The sequence below is a fragment of the Amycolatopsis sp. NPDC114478 genome (assembly GCF_055633805.1).
This window is the reverse complement of the sequence record NZ_JBVKDO010000027.1, coordinates 49,055-69,062: the sequence shown is the minus strand read 5'-3', so window position 1 is coordinate 69,062 and position 20,008 is coordinate 49,055. Positions and strand designations below refer to the sequence as shown.

Annotated in this window: 10 protein-coding genes and 1 pseudogene; 7 read left to right on the top strand and 4 right to left on the bottom strand. The window is 73.0% G+C overall.

Features of this window, described 5'->3' with window-relative positions; genetic code table 11:
* Positions 1 to 401 precede the first annotated feature (401 nt).
* Positions 402 to 2,993, top strand: coding sequence for a helix-turn-helix transcriptional regulator (locus tag ACZ7OH_RS44710; RefSeq protein WP_470286473.1), 2,592 nt, complete (start codon positions 402 to 404; stop codon positions 2,991 to 2,993).
* On the top strand, positions 2,990 to 3,148 hold the full coding sequence (locus ACZ7OH_RS44705) for a hypothetical protein (RefSeq protein ID WP_470286472.1): 159 nt from the start codon (positions 2,990 to 2,992) through the stop codon (positions 3,146 to 3,148). The genes ACZ7OH_RS44710 and ACZ7OH_RS44705 overlap by 4 nt, the downstream gene beginning before the upstream one ends.
* 50 nt (positions 3,149 to 3,198) lie before the next feature.
* On the opposite strand, the gene ACZ7OH_RS44700 is transcribed toward ACZ7OH_RS44705, so the two are convergent.
* From ACZ7OH_RS44700 to ACZ7OH_RS44690, 3 genes are read right to left on the bottom strand one after another with little or no spacing between them, the layout of a single operon-like run.
* Positions 3,199 to 4,161, bottom strand: a complete 963-nt coding sequence (locus ACZ7OH_RS44700) for an NAD-dependent epimerase/dehydratase family protein (protein ID WP_470286471.1) — start codon at positions 4,159 to 4,161, stop codon at positions 3,199 to 3,201.
* A gap of 11 nt (positions 4,162 to 4,172) precedes the next feature.
* Positions 4,173 to 5,465 (bottom strand): nucleotide sugar dehydrogenase, encoded by a 1,293-nt coding sequence (locus ACZ7OH_RS44695; protein WP_400902561.1) that lies wholly within the window; start codon positions 5,463 to 5,465, stop codon positions 4,173 to 4,175.
* A 43-nt stretch (positions 5,466 to 5,508) separates the two neighbouring features.
* The gene (locus tag ACZ7OH_RS44690) at positions 5,509 to 6,192 is read right to left on the bottom strand and encodes a PIG-L deacetylase family protein (protein ID WP_400902564.1); all 684 of its coding nucleotides are present in this window, start codon (positions 6,190 to 6,192) and stop codon (positions 5,509 to 5,511) included.
* Positions 6,193 to 6,481: 289 nt separating this feature from the next.
* On the opposite strand from ACZ7OH_RS44690, the pseudogene ACZ7OH_RS44685 reads away from it, so the two are divergent.
* Positions 6,482 to 14,935, top strand: a pseudogene (locus ACZ7OH_RS44685) (SDR family NAD(P)-dependent oxidoreductase); the annotation flags it as partial.
* Positions 14,936 to 14,994: 59 nt separating this feature from the next.
* Here ACZ7OH_RS44685 and ACZ7OH_RS44680 read toward each other — a convergent pair.
* A complete protein-coding gene (locus tag ACZ7OH_RS44680) occupies positions 14,995 to 15,732 on the bottom strand; it encodes a TetR family transcriptional regulator (protein WP_470286470.1) in 738 nt (245 codons plus the stop codon).
* 70 nt (positions 15,733 to 15,802) lie between these two features.
* Between ACZ7OH_RS44680 and ACZ7OH_RS44675 the strand changes: the two genes are divergently transcribed.
* From ACZ7OH_RS44675 to ACZ7OH_RS44660, 4 genes are all read left to right on the top strand, one after another.
* Positions 15,803 to 16,210: a hypothetical protein gene (locus tag ACZ7OH_RS44675; RefSeq protein ID WP_400902572.1), complete on the top strand. Its 408-nt coding sequence runs from the start codon at positions 15,803 to 15,805 to the stop codon at positions 16,208 to 16,210.
* A gap of 98 nt (positions 16,211 to 16,308) precedes the next feature.
* The gene (locus tag ACZ7OH_RS44670; protein ID WP_470286469.1) at positions 16,309 to 16,542 is read left to right on the top strand and encodes a hypothetical protein; all 234 of its coding nucleotides are present in this window, start codon (positions 16,309 to 16,311) and stop codon (positions 16,540 to 16,542) included.
* 14 nt (positions 16,543 to 16,556) lie between these two features.
* Entirely contained in the window at positions 16,557 to 17,315 is a 759-nt protein-coding gene (locus ACZ7OH_RS44665; RefSeq protein WP_470286468.1) for an ABC transporter ATP-binding protein, read from the top strand.
* Positions 17,312 to 19,861: an ABC transporter permease gene (locus tag ACZ7OH_RS44660; protein ID WP_470286467.1), complete on the top strand. Its 2,550-nt coding sequence runs from the start codon at positions 17,312 to 17,314 to the stop codon at positions 19,859 to 19,861. Before ACZ7OH_RS44665 ends, ACZ7OH_RS44660 begins: the two co-directional genes overlap by 4 nt.
* The last annotated feature ends 147 nt before the right edge of the window (positions 19,862 to 20,008 follow it).

Here is a 20,008-nt window from a genome sequence, read left to right as displayed (position 1 = left end):
TGGCAGGTGGTCGACGACGCGCCCAGCGGAACCGGCCCGCCGAGCGCCGCGAGCTTCGCGCCCGACCGCCGCGCGATCGGCCGGCTCCCGCCGCGGCGTGGAGCGCGGGACCCGCTGGGGGGATGTGGTCGAGTCTCGGCTTGCCCGGAGCGCGCTGTGTGGGGGACCTCGTGCGGTTGGCCGGCTTCCGCCGCGGCCGGAGCGCCGGACCCGCCGGGGGGAACGCGGCCGAGTCTCGACTCGCCCGGAGTGCGCCCCCGAGATCAACCAACGACAACCGCCGCGAAACTGTGTCCGATTCACTCCGTTGGGTGACTTTAGATCGCTGTTGGCCCTGCTTAGGCGCCTGCTGCGAGTGTCGTCAGGGCAGGAAGACAACCGCCTGCTTCGAGGAGCTTGCGATGGGCGTGATCTGGGGGCAGAACCGCCGAGACAATCCGCACGGGGCCTTGGGTTTTCTCGAGGACCTGTTGATCGAATGCGACGCCGGCGTCGGGGAGACCGTGCTCGTCGGCGGTGGCCCGGCCAGCGGGAAGACACACCTGCAGCACCAGCTGGTGGTGCGGGCCAAGGAACTCGGCATCGTGACGCTGACCGCGACCGGTGCCGCCGACGAACGCGACGTGGACGGCGGGGTGCTCGACCAGCTGCTGGCGAGCCCGCTGCTGCCGCCGTCGCTGACCGACTTCCCGGCCGCCGGCTCCGTCGACGACCGGATCGCCGGGCTGTGCAACGCACTGCACCGGCTGGCCCGCGAACGCGCGGTGCTGGTGGCCGTCGACGACCTCCACCACGTGGACGAGACCTCCGCGCGGCTCCTGCTGCGCCTGCAGCGCCGGACACCCTCCGCCGCGCTGCTGCTGGTCCTCAACCACGCCGACGGGTCCTACGCGGACCTGCCGTTCACCTCGCTGCCGCACCGGCACGTCGAGCTGACGCCGATGTCGGTCCAGGCGATCGCCGAACTGGTGCAGGGCGACGGGCTGCCCGAACGAATCCACGAGCTGAGCGCCGGGAACCCGCTGCTGGTCCGGGCCCTGATCGACGCCCACCGCGGCAGCGCGGACACCGGTTCGGCGTACTCCGAAGCCGTGCAACGGCTGCTGCAGCGCTACGGCTCGCCGCTGCGTGAGGTGGCGACCGCGATCGCGGTGCTGGACAGCGACGTCACGACCGAGGCCGTCGCCATCGTCGCCGGCGTCGACCCCCTGGAGGCCGAGGCGTCCACCGGGCGGCTCGCCGACGCGGGCCTGGTCGCGGGCGTCCGGTTCCGGCCGCCGGCCGCAGCCGCGGTGCTGGGCGGGCTACGCGGACCCGAGAAGGTCCGGCTGCACGTGCGGGCCGCCGAGGTGAAGCACGCCCGCGGGCTGAGCCCCGCCGACGTCGCGCGGCACCTCGTCGCCGCGGGAGAAGCGCAGCCCGACTGGGCGCTTCCGGTGCTGGTCGCGGCGGCGGAGCAGGTGATGCTCGGTGACGACATCGAGTTCGCCACCCGCTGCCTGAAGCTCGCCGACTCCGTCTCGACGGCCCGCTGGGAGCGGCAGACCATCTCCCAGCTGCTCGCCAAGATCACCTGGCGCGTCAACCCGGCCGCCGCGGCGCCGCACCTGAAGTCGTTGCGCGAGGCCGGTTCGCTGGACCGGTCCGACCGGATCGGGCTCGCGCGGCAGTCGCTGTGGCTCGGCGACCGCGACACCTTCGAGCACGCGTTCGCCGCGCTCGAGCACGACGTCGAGCCGCTCGACCCGCGCACCTCCGCGGAGCTGGCCCTGGCCGGCTACTGGCACTACGGCGTCTCGGCGACGACGGCCGACGCGGGCGATCCCTGGCTGCACACCGCGAATTCGCTGGCGTCGATGTGGCGCTCCGGCGGCACCGAGGCGACTTCGGCGTGCGCGGAACGGATCCTGCAGAACTGCCGGCTGTCCGACACCTCGCTGGAAGCGCTCGCCACGGCGATCCTCGCGCTGGCTCACGACGACAAGGCCGACCGCGCCGAAGGCTGGTGCACGTCGCTCAGTGAGGAAGCCGAATACCGCGGCGCGATCACGTGGAAGGCGATGCTCGACGCGATCCTCGCGAGCCTGCGGCTGCGCCGGGGTGACGTCGCCGGCGCCGTCGACCTCGCGAACCGGGCGCTGGGCATGCTGGACGCGCCGAACTGGGGCGTCGCGATCGCCCACCCGCTCGGGACGCTGCTGATCGCGCACACCGCGGCCGGGGCGTTCAAGGACGCGGCGGCGGTGCTGCGGCACCCGCTGCCGGACGCGGTGTGGGGAACCCTCGGCGGCGTCCGCTACCTGCGGGCCCGCGCCCAGTTCCACCTGGCGACCAACCGCGGCCTCGCGGCCGTGAGCGACCTGCAGCAGAGCCGGCGGATCCTGCGCGAGCAGGACCTGGACCTCCCGACGATCCTGCCGTGGCAGGCCGACCTCGCGGAGGCGAACCTCGGGCTGGGCAACACGGCGGTTGCCGTCGAGCTGGCCAAGCAGCAGCTGGCCGGCGCCGGTCCGGGCGATGCGTACTCGCGGGGCCTCGCCCTGCGGGTGCTGGCGCTCGCCGGCGACGCGGCGGCGCGGCCGGGGCTGCTGAACCGGGCGGCGGAGAGCTTCAAGGCCTCAGGCGACCGGCTGGAGCTGGCGAAGACGATGCGCACGATCAACCAGCTGAGCCAGCGCGCGGAACGCGGCGGCAGCCTGGTGAAGGCGGTGCACGTGCCCCGCCAGGGTCGCGCCCGGCCGCCGACGGCTCCCCGGCCGGTTCCCCGCCCCGAGCCGGCCGCGGCCTCGGCGTCGGCGTCGGTGCTGAGCGAGGCGGAGCTGCGGGTGGCGGAACTGGCCGTGGACGGCCGCACGAACCGCCAGATCGCGGCGACGCTGTACATCACGGTGAGCACCGTGGAGCAGCACTTGACGCGGGTGTACCGCAAGCTGGGGGTCGCCGGCCGCGCGGCGCTGGCGGGCGAGTTCGACGGCGCCGAGAGCGGGCAATGACCGTGCTGCTCACCGAAACCGAGCTGAAGGTCGCCGAGCTGGCCGCGGACGCGACGGCGATCGAGGCGATCGCGGAGAAACTGGGGATCGCGGCGGGGGACGCGGCCGGGCTCCTGGAAGCGGTGTACCGCAAGCTCGGACCGGGCAAACGGTAAAGGCCGCCACCACGAACGCGGAGTCCGTGGTGGCGGCCGTCGAAGGCGGGTCAGGAAGCGCGGCGGTCGGCGACGACCGCCGAGATGATGTCGTCCAGCGTCCGCGTGGGTGCGAAGCCGATCTGCTGGTTCGCCCGCGTGCAGTCCGGGATCCGGCGCTGCATGTCCTCGTACCCGTCGCCGTAGGCCTCCTCGTACGGGACCTTCGCGATCGTGCTCGCCGAGCCCGTCGCCGCGATCACGCGCTCGGCGAGCTGGGCGATCGTCGTCTGCTCGGTGCTGCCGAGGTTGAACACCTTGCCGTACGCCGTTTCGTCGGACAGCAGGGCCACCAGCGCCGGGACGACGTCGTGGACGTGGCAGAAGCACCGCGTCTGCTGGCCGTCGCCGAACACCGTGATCGGCTCGCCCGCCAACGCCTGCTTCACGAACCGCGGGATGACCATGCCGTAGCGGCCCGTCTGGCGCGGGCCGACCGTGTTGAACGGCCGGACGATCACCGTGCGCAGGCCGTGCTCCACCGCGTACAGGTACGCGAACGTCTCGTCCAGCGCCTTCGCCTCGGCGTAGGACCAGCGGTTCTTCAGCGGCGAGCCGATGATCCGGTCGGCGTCCTCGGTGAGGCCGTCGGCGGTGTTCTTGCCGTAGATCTCGCTGGTCGAGGCGACCAGGATCGGGACGTCGTGCTGCAGCGCCGCGTCCAGCATCGTCTCGGTGCCGTGCAGGTTGGTGCGGAGGCTTTCCATCGTCTTGTCGAGGATGGTGAAGACGCCGACCGCGGCCGCCAGGTGGAAGATCGCGTCGATGCCGGCCATGCACGCCTCGACGGCCGAGGGGTCGGTGACCGAGCCGCGCACGAAGCGGAAGCCCGGGTTGTCCCGGAAGCCGGCGAGGTTGTCGAGCGTGCCGGTGCTGAGGTTGTCGAGCGCGACGACCTCGTAGCCGCGCTCCAGGAGGTGCTCGGTCAGGTGGGAGCCGATGAAGCCGGCACCGCCGGTGATGAGGTAACGCACGTCAATTCCTCTCAGTTCGCGAAGAGCGAAGGGTCGAAGCGGTAGGTGGCGTCGATGACGAGCGGGCACTGGCCGAGCCAGTCGTAGCCGTGGCCGGGCTGGACGGTGTGGATCAGCGCGACGTCCCAGTCGCCGCCCTCGGGCTCGGCGACGCTGTCCAGCTGCCCGCCGGTGACGCGGATGGTCGGCACGAGCGGGTCGTGGTAGCCCACCTTCGCGCCCCTCGCCGCCAGCAGGTCGATGATGTCCAAAGCGGACGACGACCGGACGTCCTGGACGCCGGGCTTGTACGTCACGCCGACCACCAGCACGCGGGCGCCGCCCAAACCCTTGCCGTCGCGGGACAACGTGCCGCTGATCCGGTCGACGACCTGCTTGGGCCGTTCGGCGATGGCGTGCATCGCCTGGGTGACGAGCGGTGCGTTGTGCTGCGTCGCGCGCAGCTGCCAGAGCAGGTAGTGCGGGTCGCACGGGATGCAGTGGCCGCCGACGCCGGGGCCGGGGTGGAACGCCATGAAACCGTACGGCTTGCTCGCCGCCGCGTCGATCACCTCGATCGGGTCGATCGCGAAGCCGTCGCTGATCTCCGCGAACTCGTTGGCCAGCGCGATGTTCACCGCGCGGAAGGTGTTCTCGTACAGCTTGGTCAGCTCGGCGGCCTCGGCCGAGCTGACGCAGTGCACCGCCGGCGTCAGCAGGTTGATCACGCGCTGCGCCATCGCGGTGCACGTCGGCGTCACGCCGCCGAGCACGCGCGGGGTCTCCTGCTGCGTGTGCGTCACGTTGCCGGGGTCGATGCGCTCGGGGCTGGACGCGACGAAGATGTCGCGCCCGACCTTGAACCCGCGGGCCACCAACGGTTTCACCAGCAGCCGCCCGGACGTGCCGACGTAGCTGGTGGAGGTGAGGATCAGCGTCTGGCCGGGCCGGGCGTGCTTGACCAGCGCCGCGCAGGCGCTCTCGAGCGGGCCGAGGTCGGGCATCAGGTACTCGTCGAGCCCGGTCGGGACGCACACCAGCACCGCGTCGGCCTCGGCCATCCGCGCCGAGTCGGCGGTGAGCCGGAAGTCCTCCTGGTGCACGGCTTTCTCCAGCCGGCGGTGGTCGGCCTCGATCAGGTCGACCTCACCGGACCGGATCGCGTCGAGGCGGTTCTGCGAGAGGTCGATGCCGATCACCTCGACGCCGCTCTCGTGCAGGCCGAGCGCGGTGGGGAGGCCGACGTACCCCATCCCGATCACCGCGACCGAAGTCAGTTCGTTCAGTTCGGCGATGGTTTCGAATTCAGCGACAGTACTCGTCATTGCGGTTCACCCGTCTCTTGCACGGTGGAATGTGATCGGGAGGTCAGTGCACGACCCGGACGATTTCGAAGGCCTCGGCGAGGCCCGTGGAGATCTGCGAACCGCGGTACTCCGCCAGGGCGCGGACACCCCGCTCGCTGCGGGGGTGCGGCCACGGCTCGAGCTCCTTGCCGTACGCGCGCAGGGCTTCGATCTTGCGGTCGACGTGCGAGTCCTCGAGGCGCTGCCAGCAGTTGGGGCGGAAGGTGACCGGCAGCCCGGACGCTTCGCCGACGTCGGTGGCGGACCGGATCTCGAACGTCCGCACCTCCTGCACGCTGCCCTTGCCCGGCCGGCCCGCCACCCGCGCGGCCCGGCTGACCAGCGCGTGGTCGGTGCTCAGGTCGCACATGCTGGTCGTGAGGATCGTGTCGGGCTCGAAGTCGCGGACCTCGTTCTCCACCGTCCGGTTGAGCTCGAGGTGGCTGACGGTGTCGAGGCGGTTGTCCCCGAACTCGTGGATGCGCACGCGTTCGATGCCGAGCGTCTTGGCGGCCAGCTCGATCGCGGCGGTGCGGTTGACGACCCCGGCGCCGTCCGGCGACCGCGAGCCGTCGTCGTTGGTCAGGATGCAGAGCGAGACCGACACGCCTTCGTCGGCGAGCCGGGCGATGGTGCCGCCCGCGCCGAGCGTCTCGTCGTCGCCGTGCGCTCCCACGACCAGCAGTTTGCGAATTTTCCTGTGCATACCGGATCCCCAGTCTTGGTGCTGAACGGAAGTGCCGTCGCACGGCAACACGAGCGGAAATGTCTCCCGGAAATCTGACATCCGCGTGTCACGACCGACAACCCCTAAAGACCGTCTAAAGCGGACCTTGGCGGGGCACGCGGCGCCTGCCCTAGGGGCGCGGTTCCCGTGTCATCCGGGGCCTTTAGGGGTGGGTGCGCCCGCGGTGCGCTCGTATCGTCGATCGCATTGCTGTGGGGGTGCGCGATCCCCCTTTCCAGCGCAGGCGACGTGGAAGGAAAGAGGACTCGTGGGCAACTCCGAAGACAAGCTGGTCGGTGCGCTCCGTGCCTCCCTCAAGGAGAGCGAACGGCTGCGCGACAAGAACCGGCGGCTGACCGAAGCCGCCCGGGAACCGATCGCGATCATCGGCATGGCGTGCCGGTTCCCCGGCGGCGCCACCACCCCGGAACAGTTCTGGCGGCTGCTCGACGAAGGCGTCGACGCGATCGGCGAGTTCCCCGCCAACCGCGGCTGGGACCTGGACCGGCTCTACGACCCCGCCGGCGAGCGCCCGGGGTCGAGCTACGTCCGCGAAGGCGGCTTCCTCCACGACGCGCTGGACTTCGACGCCGACCTCTTCGGCATCAGCCCGCGCGAGGCCCTGCTCATGGACCCGCAGCAGCGGCTCCTGCTGGAAACCTCCTGGGAGGCCTTCGAACGCGCGGGCATCGCGCCGCACTCGGTGAAGGGCAGCCCGACCGGCGTCTTCGCCGGCACGATGTACCACAACTACCAGGGCAGCTACGGCTCCTCCGGCGTCATCTCCGGCCGGCTCGCCTACACCTTCGGCCTCGAAGGCCCCGCCGTCACCGTCGACACGGCATGCTCGTCGTCGCTGGTCGCGCTGCACCTGGCCGTTCAGGCGCTGCGCTCCGGTGAGTGCTCGCTCGCGCTCGCGGGCGGTGTCTCGGTGATGTCGACGCCGCGCACCTTCGTCGAGTTCAGCCTCGACGGCACGCTCGCCCGCAGCGCCCGCTGCCGCGCCTTCGCCGACTCCGCCGACGGTACCGGCTGGTCCGAAGGCTGCGGGATGCTACTGGTGGAAAAGCTTTCCGACGCCCGCCGCCACGGCCACCCCGTGCTCGCGATCGTCCGCGGCACGGCGATCAACCAGGACGGCGCGTCCAACGGCATGACCGCGCCCAACGGCCCCGCCCAGCAGCGCGTGATCCGCCAGGCGCTCGCCAACGCCCGCGTCACCCCGGACGAGGTCGACGTCGTCGAGGCGCACGGCACCGCGACGAAGCTCGGCGACCCGATCGAGGCCGGCGCGCTGCTCGCGACCTACGGCCAGGGCCGTCCCGAGAACTCCCCGCTGTGGCTGGGGTCCGTCAAGTCGAACGTCGGGCACACGCAGGCCGCGTCCGGCGTCGCCGGCGTGCTGAAGATCGTCCTGTCGCTGAACAACGGAGTGCTGCCGCAGACCCTGCACGTCGACCGGCCGACCCGGCAGGTCGACTGGAGCGCCGGGCAGGTCGAGCTGCTCACCGAGCGCCGCCCGTGGGAGCGCAACGGCCACCCGCGCCGCGGCGCCGTTTCGTGCTTCGGCCTGAGCGGCACCAACGCGCACGTCATCATCGAAGAGGCTCCGGAACCGGAAGAGGCCGAAGAGACCCCGCGCGATACCGCCGCGATCCCGTTCGTGCTCTCCGGCCGGACGCTGCAAGCGCTACGGGCCCAGGCCACGCGGCTGCTCGCCGACCTCGACGCGAACCCGGCCCGGCTGCTCGACGTCGCCCGCACGCTGGCCGCCGGGCGCACGCACCTCGACCACCGCGCCGCTGTGGTGGCGAGCGATCGTGATGAGCTCCGGGAAGCGCTGCGCGGGTTCGCCGACGGCGAGCCGGGCGCGCTGACCGGCGTCGCCCGGGGTGAGACGAGCACCGGGTTCCTGTTCTCCGGCCAGGGTTCCCAGCGTCCCGGCATGGGCCGCGAGCTGGCCGCCGCGTACCCGCGGTTCGCCGAGGCGTACGCCGAAGCCTGCGCCGAGCTCGACCAGCACCTCGACCGCCCGATCCGCGAAGTGATCGACACCGACGCCGAAGCCCTGGCCCGGACCGGGAACACGCAGGCCGCGCTGTTCGCGTTCGAGGTCGCGCTGTTCCGTCTGGTCGAGTCGTGGGGCCTGGTCCCGGACGCGGTGTGCGGCCACTCCATCGGCGAACTCGCCGCCGTGCACTGCGCCGGCGTCCTGTCCCTCGCCGACGCGGCCAAGCTCGTCGCGGCCCGCGGCCGGCTGATGCAGGCGCTGCCCGCCGGTGGCGCGATGGTCGCCGTCGAAGGGACGCCGGACGAGGTCGCCGCCCACGATCCACAAGGGACGGTCGACGTCGCCGCCGTCAACGGCCCGCGTTCGGTCGTCCTGTCCGGCGACGAGGCCGCCGTCATCGCGATCGGTGACAAGTTCGTCGAAGCCGGCCGCCGGACGACGCGGCTGAAGGTCTCGCACGCGTTCCACTCGCGCCTGATGGAGCCGATGCTCGCCGAGTTCCGCGCCGTCGCGAAGACGCTCACCTACGCGCAGCCCGAACTGACCGTCGTCTCCAGCGTCACCGGCGCGGAGGTCTCGGCCGAGCTGACCGACCCCGAGTACTGGGTGCGCAACGTCCGGCAGCCGGTCCGGTTCGCCGACGCCGTGCGCGCGCTGGCCGCCGAGGGCGTCAACCGGTTCTTCGAGCTGGGTCCGGACGCGCCGCTGACCGCCGTCGTCCCGCAGTCCACATCGGACACCGGGGTCGCCGTCGCGGCCCAGCGCCGGGACGTCCCGGAGGACGTCGCGCTCGCCACCGCGCTGGCCGGCCTGCACGTCCGCGGCGTGGTGCCGGACTGGGCCGCGCACTTCGCCGCCCGCGGCGCGAGCCGCGCGGACCTGCCCACCTACGCCTTCCAGCACCAGCGCTACTGGCTCGAGGTGTCCTCGGACTCCGGCGACCTCTCCTCGCTCGGCCTGGACCCGGTCGACCACCCACTGCTCGGCGCGGCCACGCTGCTCGCCGACGTCGACGGCGTGGTGCTGTCCGGCCGGATCTCCGCGGCCACCCACCCGTGGCTCAACGACCACGTCGTCGGGGGCGCCATCCTGTTGCCCGGCACGGCGTTCGTCGAGCTGGCCGTCCGCGCCGGCGACGAGGTCGGCTGCGGCCGCGTGCGCGACCTGACCCTGCACGCCCCGCTGGTGCTGCCGGCGAAGGGCGCCGCGCGGATCCAGGTGCGGCTCGGCACGCCGGCCGCCGACGGGTCCCGCACGATCAGCGTCCACTCGCGACCGGACGACCTCGCCGCGACCGGCGGCTGGGCCCGGCACGCCGACGGCACCCTGGAACCGGCCACGGCCGGGACCTCGTTCGACCTGAGCGCGTGGCCGCCGGCCGGCGCCGAGGTCGTCGACATCGAGGGCATGTACGACCTGCTCGCCGAAGCCGGCATGGCCTACGGCCCGGTCTTCCGGGGCCTGCGCGCGGCCTGGCGCGTCGGTGACGACGTCTTCGCCGAAGTCGCGCTGCCCGAGCAGGACCGGCTCGGCGCCGAAGCGTTCGGCCTGCACCCGGCGGTCTTCGACGCGACGTTGCACGCCATCGGCCTCAGCGCCGCCGCGGGGGAGGGCACCACGCTGCCGTACTCGTGGTCCGGCGTCGAGCTGCTGGCCGCGGGCGCGTCTTCGCTGCGGGTGCAGGTGCACCCCGTCGGGGACCGGACGGTCGAGCTGCGGCTGGCCGACTCGGCGGGCGCGCCGGTCGCCCGGGTCGGCGCGCTGGGGCTGCGCCGGATCAGCGAGGAGCAGCTGGCCGCGGCCCGCGCGGTGCCCGCCGGCACCGACTCCCTCTACCGGATCGACTGGGTTCCGGCGTCGCTTCCGGAAAGCACCGAGGACGTCGTGGTGTACGAGGTCGACGCGGGAACCACCGCGACCGCGGCGAAGAAGGCCGTCCACAGTGCACTGTCCGAGCTCAAGAACCGCTTGGCGGGACCGGATCGGCTGGTCGTGGTGACCCACGGCGACCTGGCCGGCGCCGCCGTCGCCGGGCTCATCCGCTCGGCCCAGGTCGAGAACCCGGGCCGGATCGTGCTGGTCGAGGGCACCGCGACCCCGGAGCAGCTGGCCGCGATCGCCGCCGCCGACGAGACGTCGGTCCGCGTCGTCGGCGGCGAAGTGACCGTGCCCCGGCTGGCCCGGGCGACGCCCGAAGCCGGCGACGCGCCCGAGTGGGGCACGGTGCTCATCTCGGGCGGCACCGGCGCGCTGGGCAAGCTCGTCGCGAAACACCTCGCGCGGCAGCACGGCGTCGAGCGGATCGTGCTCGTCAGCCGCCGCGGCCCGGAGGCCGAGGGCGCGGCCGAGCTGGTCGCCGAGCTGGCGGAGCTGGGCGCCGAGGCGACCGTCGTGGCCGCCGACCTCGCGAACCGCGCTAAGGTCCGCGCCCTGCTGAAGAAGCACCCGGTGAACTCGGTCGTCCACGCGGCGGGCGTGCTCGACGACGGCGTCCTCGCCTCGATGACCCCGGAACGCGTCGACGGCGTCTTCGACCCGAAGGCCCTGGCCGCCTGGCACCTGCACGAGCTGGGCGGCGACCTCACCGCGTTCGTCACGTTCTCCTCGGCCGCCGGCGTGCTCGGCGCGCCCGGCCAGGCGAACTACGCCGCCGCCAACGCCTTCCTGGACGCGCTCACCGCCGTGCGCCGCGCCGAAGGCAAGCCGGCGCACTCGCTGGCGTGGGGCATGTGGGAGTCGGCGGCCGGCATGGCCGGCGAGACGAACGGCAAGCGCGGCCTCGGTGCCTTCGGCGTCGACGAGGGCCTGGCGCTGTTCGACGCCGCGGTCGGCGCGGAAGGCGACCTCTACGTCCCGATCAAGCTCGACCTGCCCGCGTGGCGAGACGCCGGCGGCGTTCCCGACCTGCTGCGCGGTCTCGTCCCGGCGGCGCGGCGGACGGTGTCCGACCGCGAGGCGGGCGCGGACTCGCTGCTGGGCAAGCTGATCCGGCTGCCCGCGGACAAGCGCCTCGACCACGTGCGCGACCTGGTGGTCAAGCACGCGGCCGCGGTGCTCGGCCACGGCTCGGCCGACCTGGTCGACGCCGACCGCGCGTTCAAGGACCTCGGGTTCGACTCGCTGACCGCGGTCGAACTGCGCAACGCGCTCAACGAGGCCACCGGTCTCAGCCTGACCGCGACGCTCGTCTTCGACCACCCGACCGCGGGTGAGCTCGCCGCCCACCTGCACGAGTCGCTGCTGGGCGACCTCGCCGACGCGGGGGAGCCCGAGGAGGTCGTGACCGGCGCCGGTGCCGACGAGCCGATCGCGATCGTCGGCATGGCCTGCCGGCTCCCCGGCGGTGCCGACAGCCCCGACGCGCTGTGGCGGCTGGTTGCGGCGGGCGGCGACGGCATCACCGCCTTCCCCGAAGACCGCGCCTGGGACATGGAGTACTGGCTGCCCCAGGTTGCGCCGGACGGCGGCACGCCGCACGGCGGGTTCGTCCAGGACGCCACCGACTTCGACGCCGCGTTCTTCGGCATCAGCCCCAACGAGGCCGTGATGATGGACCCGCAGCAGCGGATGCTGCTCGAGTCCTCCTGGGTCGCGCTGGAGAACGCCGGCGTGGACCCGCTTTCGCTGAAGGGCAGCACCACCGGCGTGTTCGTCGGCGTGATGCAATCCGACTACGACCCGGGTGACGCGCTGGCCCACGGCGGCGGGCTCTACCGCGGGTCGGGCGCGCTGAGCAGCGTGGTCTCGGGCCGCGTCGCCTACGCGTTCGGCCTCGAAGGCCCGGCCGTTTCGGTGGACACCGCGTGCTCGTCGTCGCTGGTCGCGCTGCACCAGGCCACGCAGGCGCTGCGCGGCGGGGACTGCTCGCTGGCGCTGGTCGCCGGCGTGTCCGCGCTCGTCTCGCCGGCCCCGTTCGCGCAGTTCGTGGACGGCGCGGTGGCCCGCGACGGCCGCTGCAAGCCGTACTCCGCCGCGGCCGACGGCTTCGGCTGGGGCGAAGGCGTCGGCGTGCTGGTGATCGAGCGGCTGTCCGACGCGCGCCGCAACGGCCACGACGTCCTCGCCGTCGTCAAGTCCAGCGCCGTCAACGCCGACGGCGCGTCCAACGGCCTCACCGCGCCGAGCGGGTCCGCCCAGGAGCGGCTGATCCGCCGGGCGCTGGCCACCGCCGGGCTCGAACCGTCCGAAGTGGACGCCGTCGAGGGGCACGGCGCCAGCACCCCGCTGGGCGACCGGATCGAGACCGGCGCGCTGCTGGCCACCTACGGCAAGAACCGCACCGGCGAGCCGCTCTGGCTCGGGTCGGTGAAGTCCAACATCGGGCACACCCAGGCCGCGGCGGGCGTCGCCGGCGTGATCAAGATGGTGCAGGCGATGCGGCACGGCCTGCTGCCCGCCACGCTGCACGCGGCGGATCCGACAGCCGACGTCGACTGGTCCGCCGGGACCGTCCGGCTGCTCGACGAGCCCCGGCCGTGGCCCGAGGTCTCGCGTCCGCGTCGCGCGGCCGTGTCGGCGTTCGGGTACAGCGGCACCAACGCGCACGTGATCCTCGAGCAGGCCCCGGCCGCCGAGACCGTCGCGAGCGAACCGGCCGGGGACACCGGCGGCGTGCTGCCGCCGCTGGTCCTGTCGGCCCGGACCCCCGCGGCCCTGCCCGACCAGGCGCGGGCGCTGCTCGCGCGGCTCGACTCCTCGTCAGACCTGGTGGACGTGGCTTACTCACTGGCTCAACGGCGTCCGCTGTTCTCGCACCGGGCGGCGGTGGTCGGGGCCGATCTGGACGAGATCCGGACCGCGCTGTCCACTTTGGACGTCACTGGCCGGGCGCGTCCGGGTGGCACGACGGCCTTCCTGCTTCCCGGTGAAGGAACGCAGTGCGCTGAGCTGTACGCCGCTTTCCCGGCGTTCGCGCGGGAATTCGACCGGGTGGCGGGCGGGTTCGACACCTACCTCGGGCGCTCGTTGCGCGAGGTGGTGTTCGCTCCCGCGGGCACGGCGGCCGCGCAGCTGCTCCACCGGACCGAATTCGCGCAAGCCGCCGCGTTCGCGCTCGGCGTCGCGCTGGCCCGGCTGTTCGAAAGCTGGGGCCAGCGGCCCGACGTGTTGGCCGGCGTCGCCGTCGGCGAGATCGCCGCCGCGCACCTGGCCGGCGTGCTGTCCCTGGCGGACGCCGTCAAGCTCGTCGCCAACCGAGGTCAGCTGATGGCCGAGGGACCGCTCGACGACGACCTGCTCGAAGAGCTGGCGGAGATCGCGGGGGAGATGACCTACGACGAACCGCGGGTGCCTCTCGCGTTCGCGGCCGACTTCCGCGACCCGGCGCACTGGGCGCGGGTCGAGGCCCTCCCGGAGATCGAAGCGACGCACACCCTGGACCTGGGTGCGCTCCCGACGGTGCGCTCGGTGCTGCTGGCCGGCGCCCGGCTCCACGTGACGGGCGCCGGGCTCGACGTGACGCGGATGTTCGCCGGACGTTCCGCGAAGACGGTGCCGCTGCCGGACTACGCGTTCCACCGCGACCGCTACTGGCCCACTGTCGACATGGAGGCACGGAACGCGATCGGGGACCACGACCTGCCCGCGCCGCGCACCGAGGCCCCTGTCTCCTTCGAACGGACCGAAGAGGGCGTGCGGCGGTTCGTCCTCGCCGAAGCGGCCGGGCTGCTCGGGTACGCCGGCGCGGACGCGATCGACCCGGACGCGCACTTCCTGGAGTTCGGCTTCGACTCCCTGACGGCGTTGAAACTGCGGAACCGGATCACGGAGGCGGCCGGGGTCACCCTGGCGGGGTCGGCGGTGTTCGACCTCGGGACCCCGGCCGCGCTGGCCGCGCACCTGCTGGAGCTGCTGACCAACGCGCCGGTCGTGACGACCGGGGACCCGGTGAAGGAGCTGTTCGTCGAGGCGGTCCGCGGTGGCCAGGTCGAGAACGGCATCGCGCTGCTGGGTGCCGCGGCGAACCTGCGGCCGAAGTTCACCGGCGTCGCCGGGCTCGGATCGGTGCCCCGGCCGCTGGAGCTGGCCGACGGCCCGGACGGCCCGCGGCTGCTGGCCGTCCCGTCGCCGGCGGCGCTGGGCGGGGAATACCAGTACGCGAAGCTCGCGGCCCGGTTCCGCGGCCGGCGCGGGGTGTCCGCGCTGCCGACGCCGGGGTTCCGCACGGGCGAGCCGGTGCCCGCCGACGTCGACGCGCTGCTGGAGGTCTTGGAGGAGAGCGTCCGGCTCGGCGCGGGCGACCAGCCGTTCGCGCTGCTGGGGTATTCGTCCGGCGGGGTGCTGGCGTACGCGCTGGCGGCCCGGCTGGAGAAGGCCGGCATCGCCCCGGCGGCGGTGGTCCTGCTGGACAGCTACGAGATGGACAGCGGCGGCGACGCGACCGCCGACACGGTGGCGGACATGGCGTCGGGCATGATCGAGCGCGAGGAGCAGTTCGGCCCGTTCGACCGCGACAAGCTGACGGCGATGGCCCACTACCTGGGTCTGCTGGAGTCGGCGGTCCTGGGCGAAGTGGCGGCGCCGACGGTGCTGGTCCGGCCCGAAAACCGGTTCGCGGCCGGCGACCCCGCGCCGTCCGACGACTCGTGGCGCTCGACGTGGAGCCGGGCGGACGCGAAGGTGACGGTGCCGGGCGACCACTTCAGCCTGGTGGACACCGACGCCGAGACGACCGCGGAAGCCGTCGACACCTGGCTGGGATCACTGTCCTGACCGGCCGAAGCCAGGGCGGCGCCCCTCCCTCCCCCTCGGGGCGCCGCCCTTCCCACCGCTCAGGCGCGGGAGGCGGTCAACAGCCCGGCGATCCCGTCCAGCACCCGGTCCAGCCCGAAGTCCACCGAAGCCGCCCCCGGGTACTCGCCCCGGGCGACGAGCGCGGCCAGACGCGGATAACCGCCGTCGACCAGCAAGGGCCGCAAAAACGCGCGAACGTCGCCGGCCCGCACTTCGGAGTCCGCCGAGTCCGGATCGGCGCGGGCACGCAGACGGTCAGCCGTCGCGCGGGCGAAGTCGGCCACCAGCAACGCGCACCCGAGAGCGTCCACATCGGACAGACCCGCCCCGGAGAACGCCGCCAGCAGCTGCTCGGTCCACCGCAGCCGGTGCGGCGTGATCGCACTGCCCCGCGACGGCAGGTCCAGCAGCCACGGCCGGGCCCGGTAGCGCTCCAGTGCCGCGTACGTCCAGTCCCGCGCCGCGGTGCGCCACGGACCGGGTGACGACGGCGGCGGTGGCCCGAACCCCGCGTCGCCCAGCAGCACCAGCAGCTCGTCCTTCGAACCGACGTACCGGTACAGCGCGTTGGTGCTCAGGCCGACCGAAGCGGCGATGTTGGGCAGCGACGCCGCCGCCAGGCCGTCGGCGTCGGCGAGCTCGACGGCGGCGGCGACGATCCGGTCCAGGCTGTGCGACGGCTTGGGGCCGCGGCGGGGCCGCGGCGCGGCACCCCACGCCGGGGCCAGCCCGGGCGGCAGGTCCGGACGGTCGTCCGGCTCGGGTTCGGTCGGCATCTATCGCTCCGCGGTCCGTTTCAGTAAACTGTGCAAGTCTTACACTAATCGGAGCTGGGGGCGAGTGCTTGTGAGCGAGAGCAGCCGGTTCGGGCTGGGCCGGGTCACCGAGCTGGACCGGAAGCTGGCGGCCACCGAGATCGAACACGGCCGGTCGACCGGCGGCTACGACGGCGGGGAGGCCGCCCGGCGGCTCGCCCGCGTCCGGCTGGCCACCACCCAGGCCGCGCTGCGGGCCGCCGTCGCGGGCGAGACGGGGTCGGTCGCGCCGCCGGCGCTCGAAGCGGCCCCGCGGATCGCGGGGGCGCTGTGGGCGTTCGTCAGCGTCACCAACTTCGTCGTCTGGCTGCTCATCGGGCTGATCGGCGGCCAGTGGGACCCGTTGTGGCTGGTCTGGGTGGTGCTCGGCGGCGGCGTCCTGGCGGTCGGCGTGTGGGGGATCCGGGACTGGGACCGCCGCATGCGCGTCGCCCCCTAGTCGGGGCCCGCTTCCCCGTTCGGCGGCCTTGCGCTAAACTGTGTAAGGCTTACACGATTAATCCGACCGTGCGGCCGGACGTCGACAGGGGGAGATGGATGCCCGAAAGCACCGAAAGAAGCCGGTTCTCAGGCGGTCTCGCCCGCCGCGTCATCACGGTCGTGTGGGCGGTCGTCAGCGGGGTCCAGTTCGTGATCTGGCTGCTCATGAGCCTGATCAGCATGTCGTTCAAGGCGCCGTTCTGGCTGTGGACGATCGTCGGCGGCGGGATCGTCCTGGCCGCGTGGTGGTACCTCGACCCGGCGCGGCGCGCCCGGGAAGGATCGGAGTGAACGACGTGCCCACGATGACTTCCGTCGAGTCGCCGGTCCAGCTGGACTCGGTGCACAAGACCTACGGCTCCGGCGAAAGCGCGGTCGAAGCGCTCGCCGGGGTCACCGTCAGCTTCCCGGCCGGCACGTTCACCGCGGTGATGGGCCCGTCGGGGTCCGGCAAGAGCACCCTGCTGCACTGCGCGGCGGGCCTCGACAGGCCGAGCTCGGGCCGCGTGACGCTGGTGGGGACCGACCTGAAGGGCAAGAGCGAGACGAAGCTGACCGAGCTCCGCCGTCAGCACGTCGCGTTCATCTTCCAGTCCTTCAACCTGATGCCGGCGCTGAACGTCGAGCAGAACGTCACCTTGCCGACCCTGCTGGCCGGCCGCGAGCCGGACCGCAAGTGGGTCGACGAGGTGATCGCGCGCGTCGGGCTGACCCAGCGCGTCAAGCACCGCCCGGGCGAGCTGTCCGGCGGCCAGCAGCAGCGCGTCGCGATCGCCCGCGCGCTGGCCGGCCGCCCTTCGGTGGTCTTCGCCGACGAGCCGACCGGCGCGCTCGACACGAACACCGCGCTCGAGGTGCTGAACCTGATGCGCGAGCTGGTCAGCGCGGGCCAGACCATCGTCATGGTCACCCACGACCCGGTCGCCGCGTCCTTCGCGGACAACGTGCTCTTCCTGGTCGACGGCCAGATCGTCACGCAGATGGCGACGCCCAGCGTCGAGGCCGTCGCGTCGACCCTGGCGCAGCTGGGCGCGCGGGCCAAGCAGGCACGGGGGCAGCGGTGAGTTCGCGGCGGGTGGTGCTCAACCTGGCGCTGGCGAGCCTGCGCTACCGCGCGGCCGCGTCGCTGGCGTCCTTCGTCGCGATCCTGATCGGCTGCGGCCTGCTCATCGCGTGCGCCGGGCTGTTCGAGACGGCGATCGTGCTGCAGGCCCAGCCGCAGCGGCTCGCCGCGACGCCGGTCGTGGTCGGCGGTTCGTCGGCGTTCAAGCTGCCGGACGAAGAGTCCGAGGCGGTGCCCTACGCCGAGCGCGCCGGGCTCGCCGCGGACCAGCTCGTCAAGATCGGTGCGGTGCCAGGCGTCCAGCGCGTCGTCCCGGACGTCTCGTTCCCGGCCGTGCTGCTGAAGGACGGCGCCCCCGAGGGCACGTCCGTCCTTTCCGGACACGGCTGGGACTCGGCCGCGCTCGGCGGGTACGTCCTTCGGGACGGTACCCAGCCGCAGGCCCCGGGCCAGGTCGTCGTCGACTCGGCGACGGCGGAAGCGGCCGGGCTCAAGGCCGGCTCGCCCGTCGACCTCGCGGTCGACGGCCGGAAGCTGACCTTCACCGTCGCGGGCGTCGCGGAACCGGGCCAGACCGTGAAGGCGCCGGCGTTCTTCTTCTCCGCTCCGGACGCGCAGCAGTTCTCCGCGCACCAGGGCCGTGCCGACCTTGCCGGGGTGTTCCCGGCCGAGGGCGTCGACGCGGGTGAGCTCGCCGCGCGCGTCGCGGAGCAGGTGCCGGGCGTCAGCGTGCTGACCGGCGACGACCGCGGTTCGGCGGAGTTCCTCGGCGTCGACGGCAGCCGGCTCCCGCTGATCCTGCTGGCCGCGGTGTTCGGCGGCATGGTGCTGGTGGTCATGGCGCTGGTCGTTTCCGCGACGATCAGCCTCACCGTGCGCCAGCGCCAGCAGGAGCTCGCGCTGCTGCGGGCCACCGGGGCGACGCCGAAGCAGGTGCACCGGATGGTGGTCGCCGAGACCATGGCCGTCGGCGCGGTCGCCGCGTTGTGCGGGGTGGTCGCGGGCAGCCTGCTCGGCAACCGGATCTTCGCCACCAGCGTGTCGATCGGCATCGTGCCCGACGAACTGGTGTTCCGGCAGGACATCATCGCGTTCGGCGCGGGGATCGTCGCGACGCTCGTGATCGTCTACGCCGCCGCGTGGTTCGCGGCGCTGGCCGCGTCGCGGGCCCGGCCGATCCAGGCGCTGGCCGAGGCGTCGATCCCGAACGCCAAGGTGAACCCGTTGCGGCGCATGGGAGCCGTGGTCTTCGGGGTCGCGACGGTGCTGCTCGCCGGCACCACGCTGTTCATGCCCGCCGACACCGCCAGCGCGATCGGCGGCCCGGCGGTGCTCACCGGCGCCATCGCGGTGGCGCTGCTGGGCCCGGAGATCATGGCGTACGTGGCGGACCGCTTCGGCCCGTTCGTCCGCCGGGTCGCGGGCCGGGACGCCACGCTCGCGGTGATCAACTCGCGGGCGCGGGCGGTGGCTTTCGCCGCGGTGCTCACGCCGATCACGCTGGCCACGGCGGTCGCGCTCGGCAACGTGTACTCGGAGACGACGGCGCAGAAGGCGCAGGTCGCCGCCTACGCCGACCAGCTGAAGGCCGACGCCGTGGTCAGCACCGCGGCCGGCGGTATCGCGCCGGAGGCACTGGCGCAGATCCGGAGCACGCCGGGCGTCGCGACCGCGTCGCCGCTGGTGACGAGCTCCGGCTGGATCGAGCAGCCCTACGACGGCAACGGCAGCGACCCGCTGCGCCTGCTCGGCGTCGCCGCCGAGGACCAGGGCGGCACGGTGCTCGCCACCGAAGTCACCCAGGGGTCGCTGAAGAACCTCACCGGTGAGTCGGTCGCGCTGCCGGCGTCCGTCGCCGACGACCTCGGGCTCAAGGTCGGCGACAAGATCACCATGCGGCTCGGCGACGGGGCGCAGGCGCAGGTCACGGTCGTCGCGTTGCTCGACAGCCCGTCGAGCTACGCGAGCATGGTCCTGCCGGTGGACCTGCTCGCCGCGCACACCACGAGCGGGATGGCGACGCAGGTGCTGGTGAAGGCGGCCGACGGCAGCGACGTCGTCTCCGCCTTGACCGACCGGCTGAAGGACTGGCCGGGCATCGCGGTCGGCGGTGACGACGCGCTGCTGGAGAGCTTCCAGGCCGGCGCGGACGTCGAGGCGATGATCAACTACCTGCTGGCGGTGCTGGCGATCGCGTACGCGGCGATCGCGGCGGTGAACACCCTCGCCGTCGCCGTCCTGGCGCGGCGCCGGGAGTTCGGCGCGCAGCGGCTCGCGGGCGCGGACCGCGGGCAGGTCCGCCGGATGCTGTTCATCGAGGGCGGCATCGTGGCGGTGGCCGGGCTCGTGCTCGGCGTCGTGATTTCGTTGTTCACGGTGCTGCCGATGGCGATCAGCACGGGCCAGATCATCCCGTCGGGGCCGATCTGGGTGTTCCTCGGCGTGGTGCTCGCGGTGTTCCTGATCATCTGGCCGGTGACTTCGCTATCCGCGCGGCTGGCGATGCGCAAGAGCCCGATCGAAGCGGTGACATTGCCGGGGCAGTGACTGTTACCAATCCGACCGGAAGTAGGCCGACCGCCGAGCGGTACGCAACCGTTGCAGCGCAAGTCATCGGCCGTGGCTGTAGTCGGATTGGTAACTAACGGCACAGTAGGGGTTCGCGGGCCGGGCCGGCGTGGATAGTGTCGAATT

What these genes read in the sequence shown, in the direction of transcription:
- ACZ7OH_RS44690 (WP_400902564.1), bottom strand. Translation starts at nt 6,192, where the DNA reads ATGCACAGGAAAATTCGCAAACTGCTGGTCGTGGGAGCGCACGGCGAC.
- ACZ7OH_RS44670 (WP_470286469.1), top strand. Translation starts at nt 16,309, where the DNA reads ATGCCCGAAAGCACCGAAAGAAGCCGGTTCTCAGGCGGTCTCGCCCGC.
- ACZ7OH_RS44710 (WP_470286473.1), top strand. Translation starts at nt 402, where the DNA reads ATGGGCGTGATCTGGGGGCAGAACCGCCGAGACAATCCGCACGGGGCC.
- ACZ7OH_RS44695 (WP_400902561.1), bottom strand. Translation starts at nt 5,465, where the DNA reads ATGACGAGTACTGTCGCTGAATTCGAAACCATCGCCGAACTGAACGAA.
- ACZ7OH_RS44680 (WP_470286470.1), bottom strand. Translation starts at nt 15,732, where the DNA reads ATGCCGACCGAACCCGAGCCGGACGACCGTCCGGACCTGCCGCCCGGG.
- ACZ7OH_RS44665 (WP_470286468.1), top strand. Translation starts at nt 16,557, where the DNA reads ATGACTTCCGTCGAGTCGCCGGTCCAGCTGGACTCGGTGCACAAGACC.
- ACZ7OH_RS44705 (WP_470286472.1), top strand. Translation starts at nt 2,990, where the DNA reads ATGACCGTGCTGCTCACCGAAACCGAGCTGAAGGTCGCCGAGCTGGCC.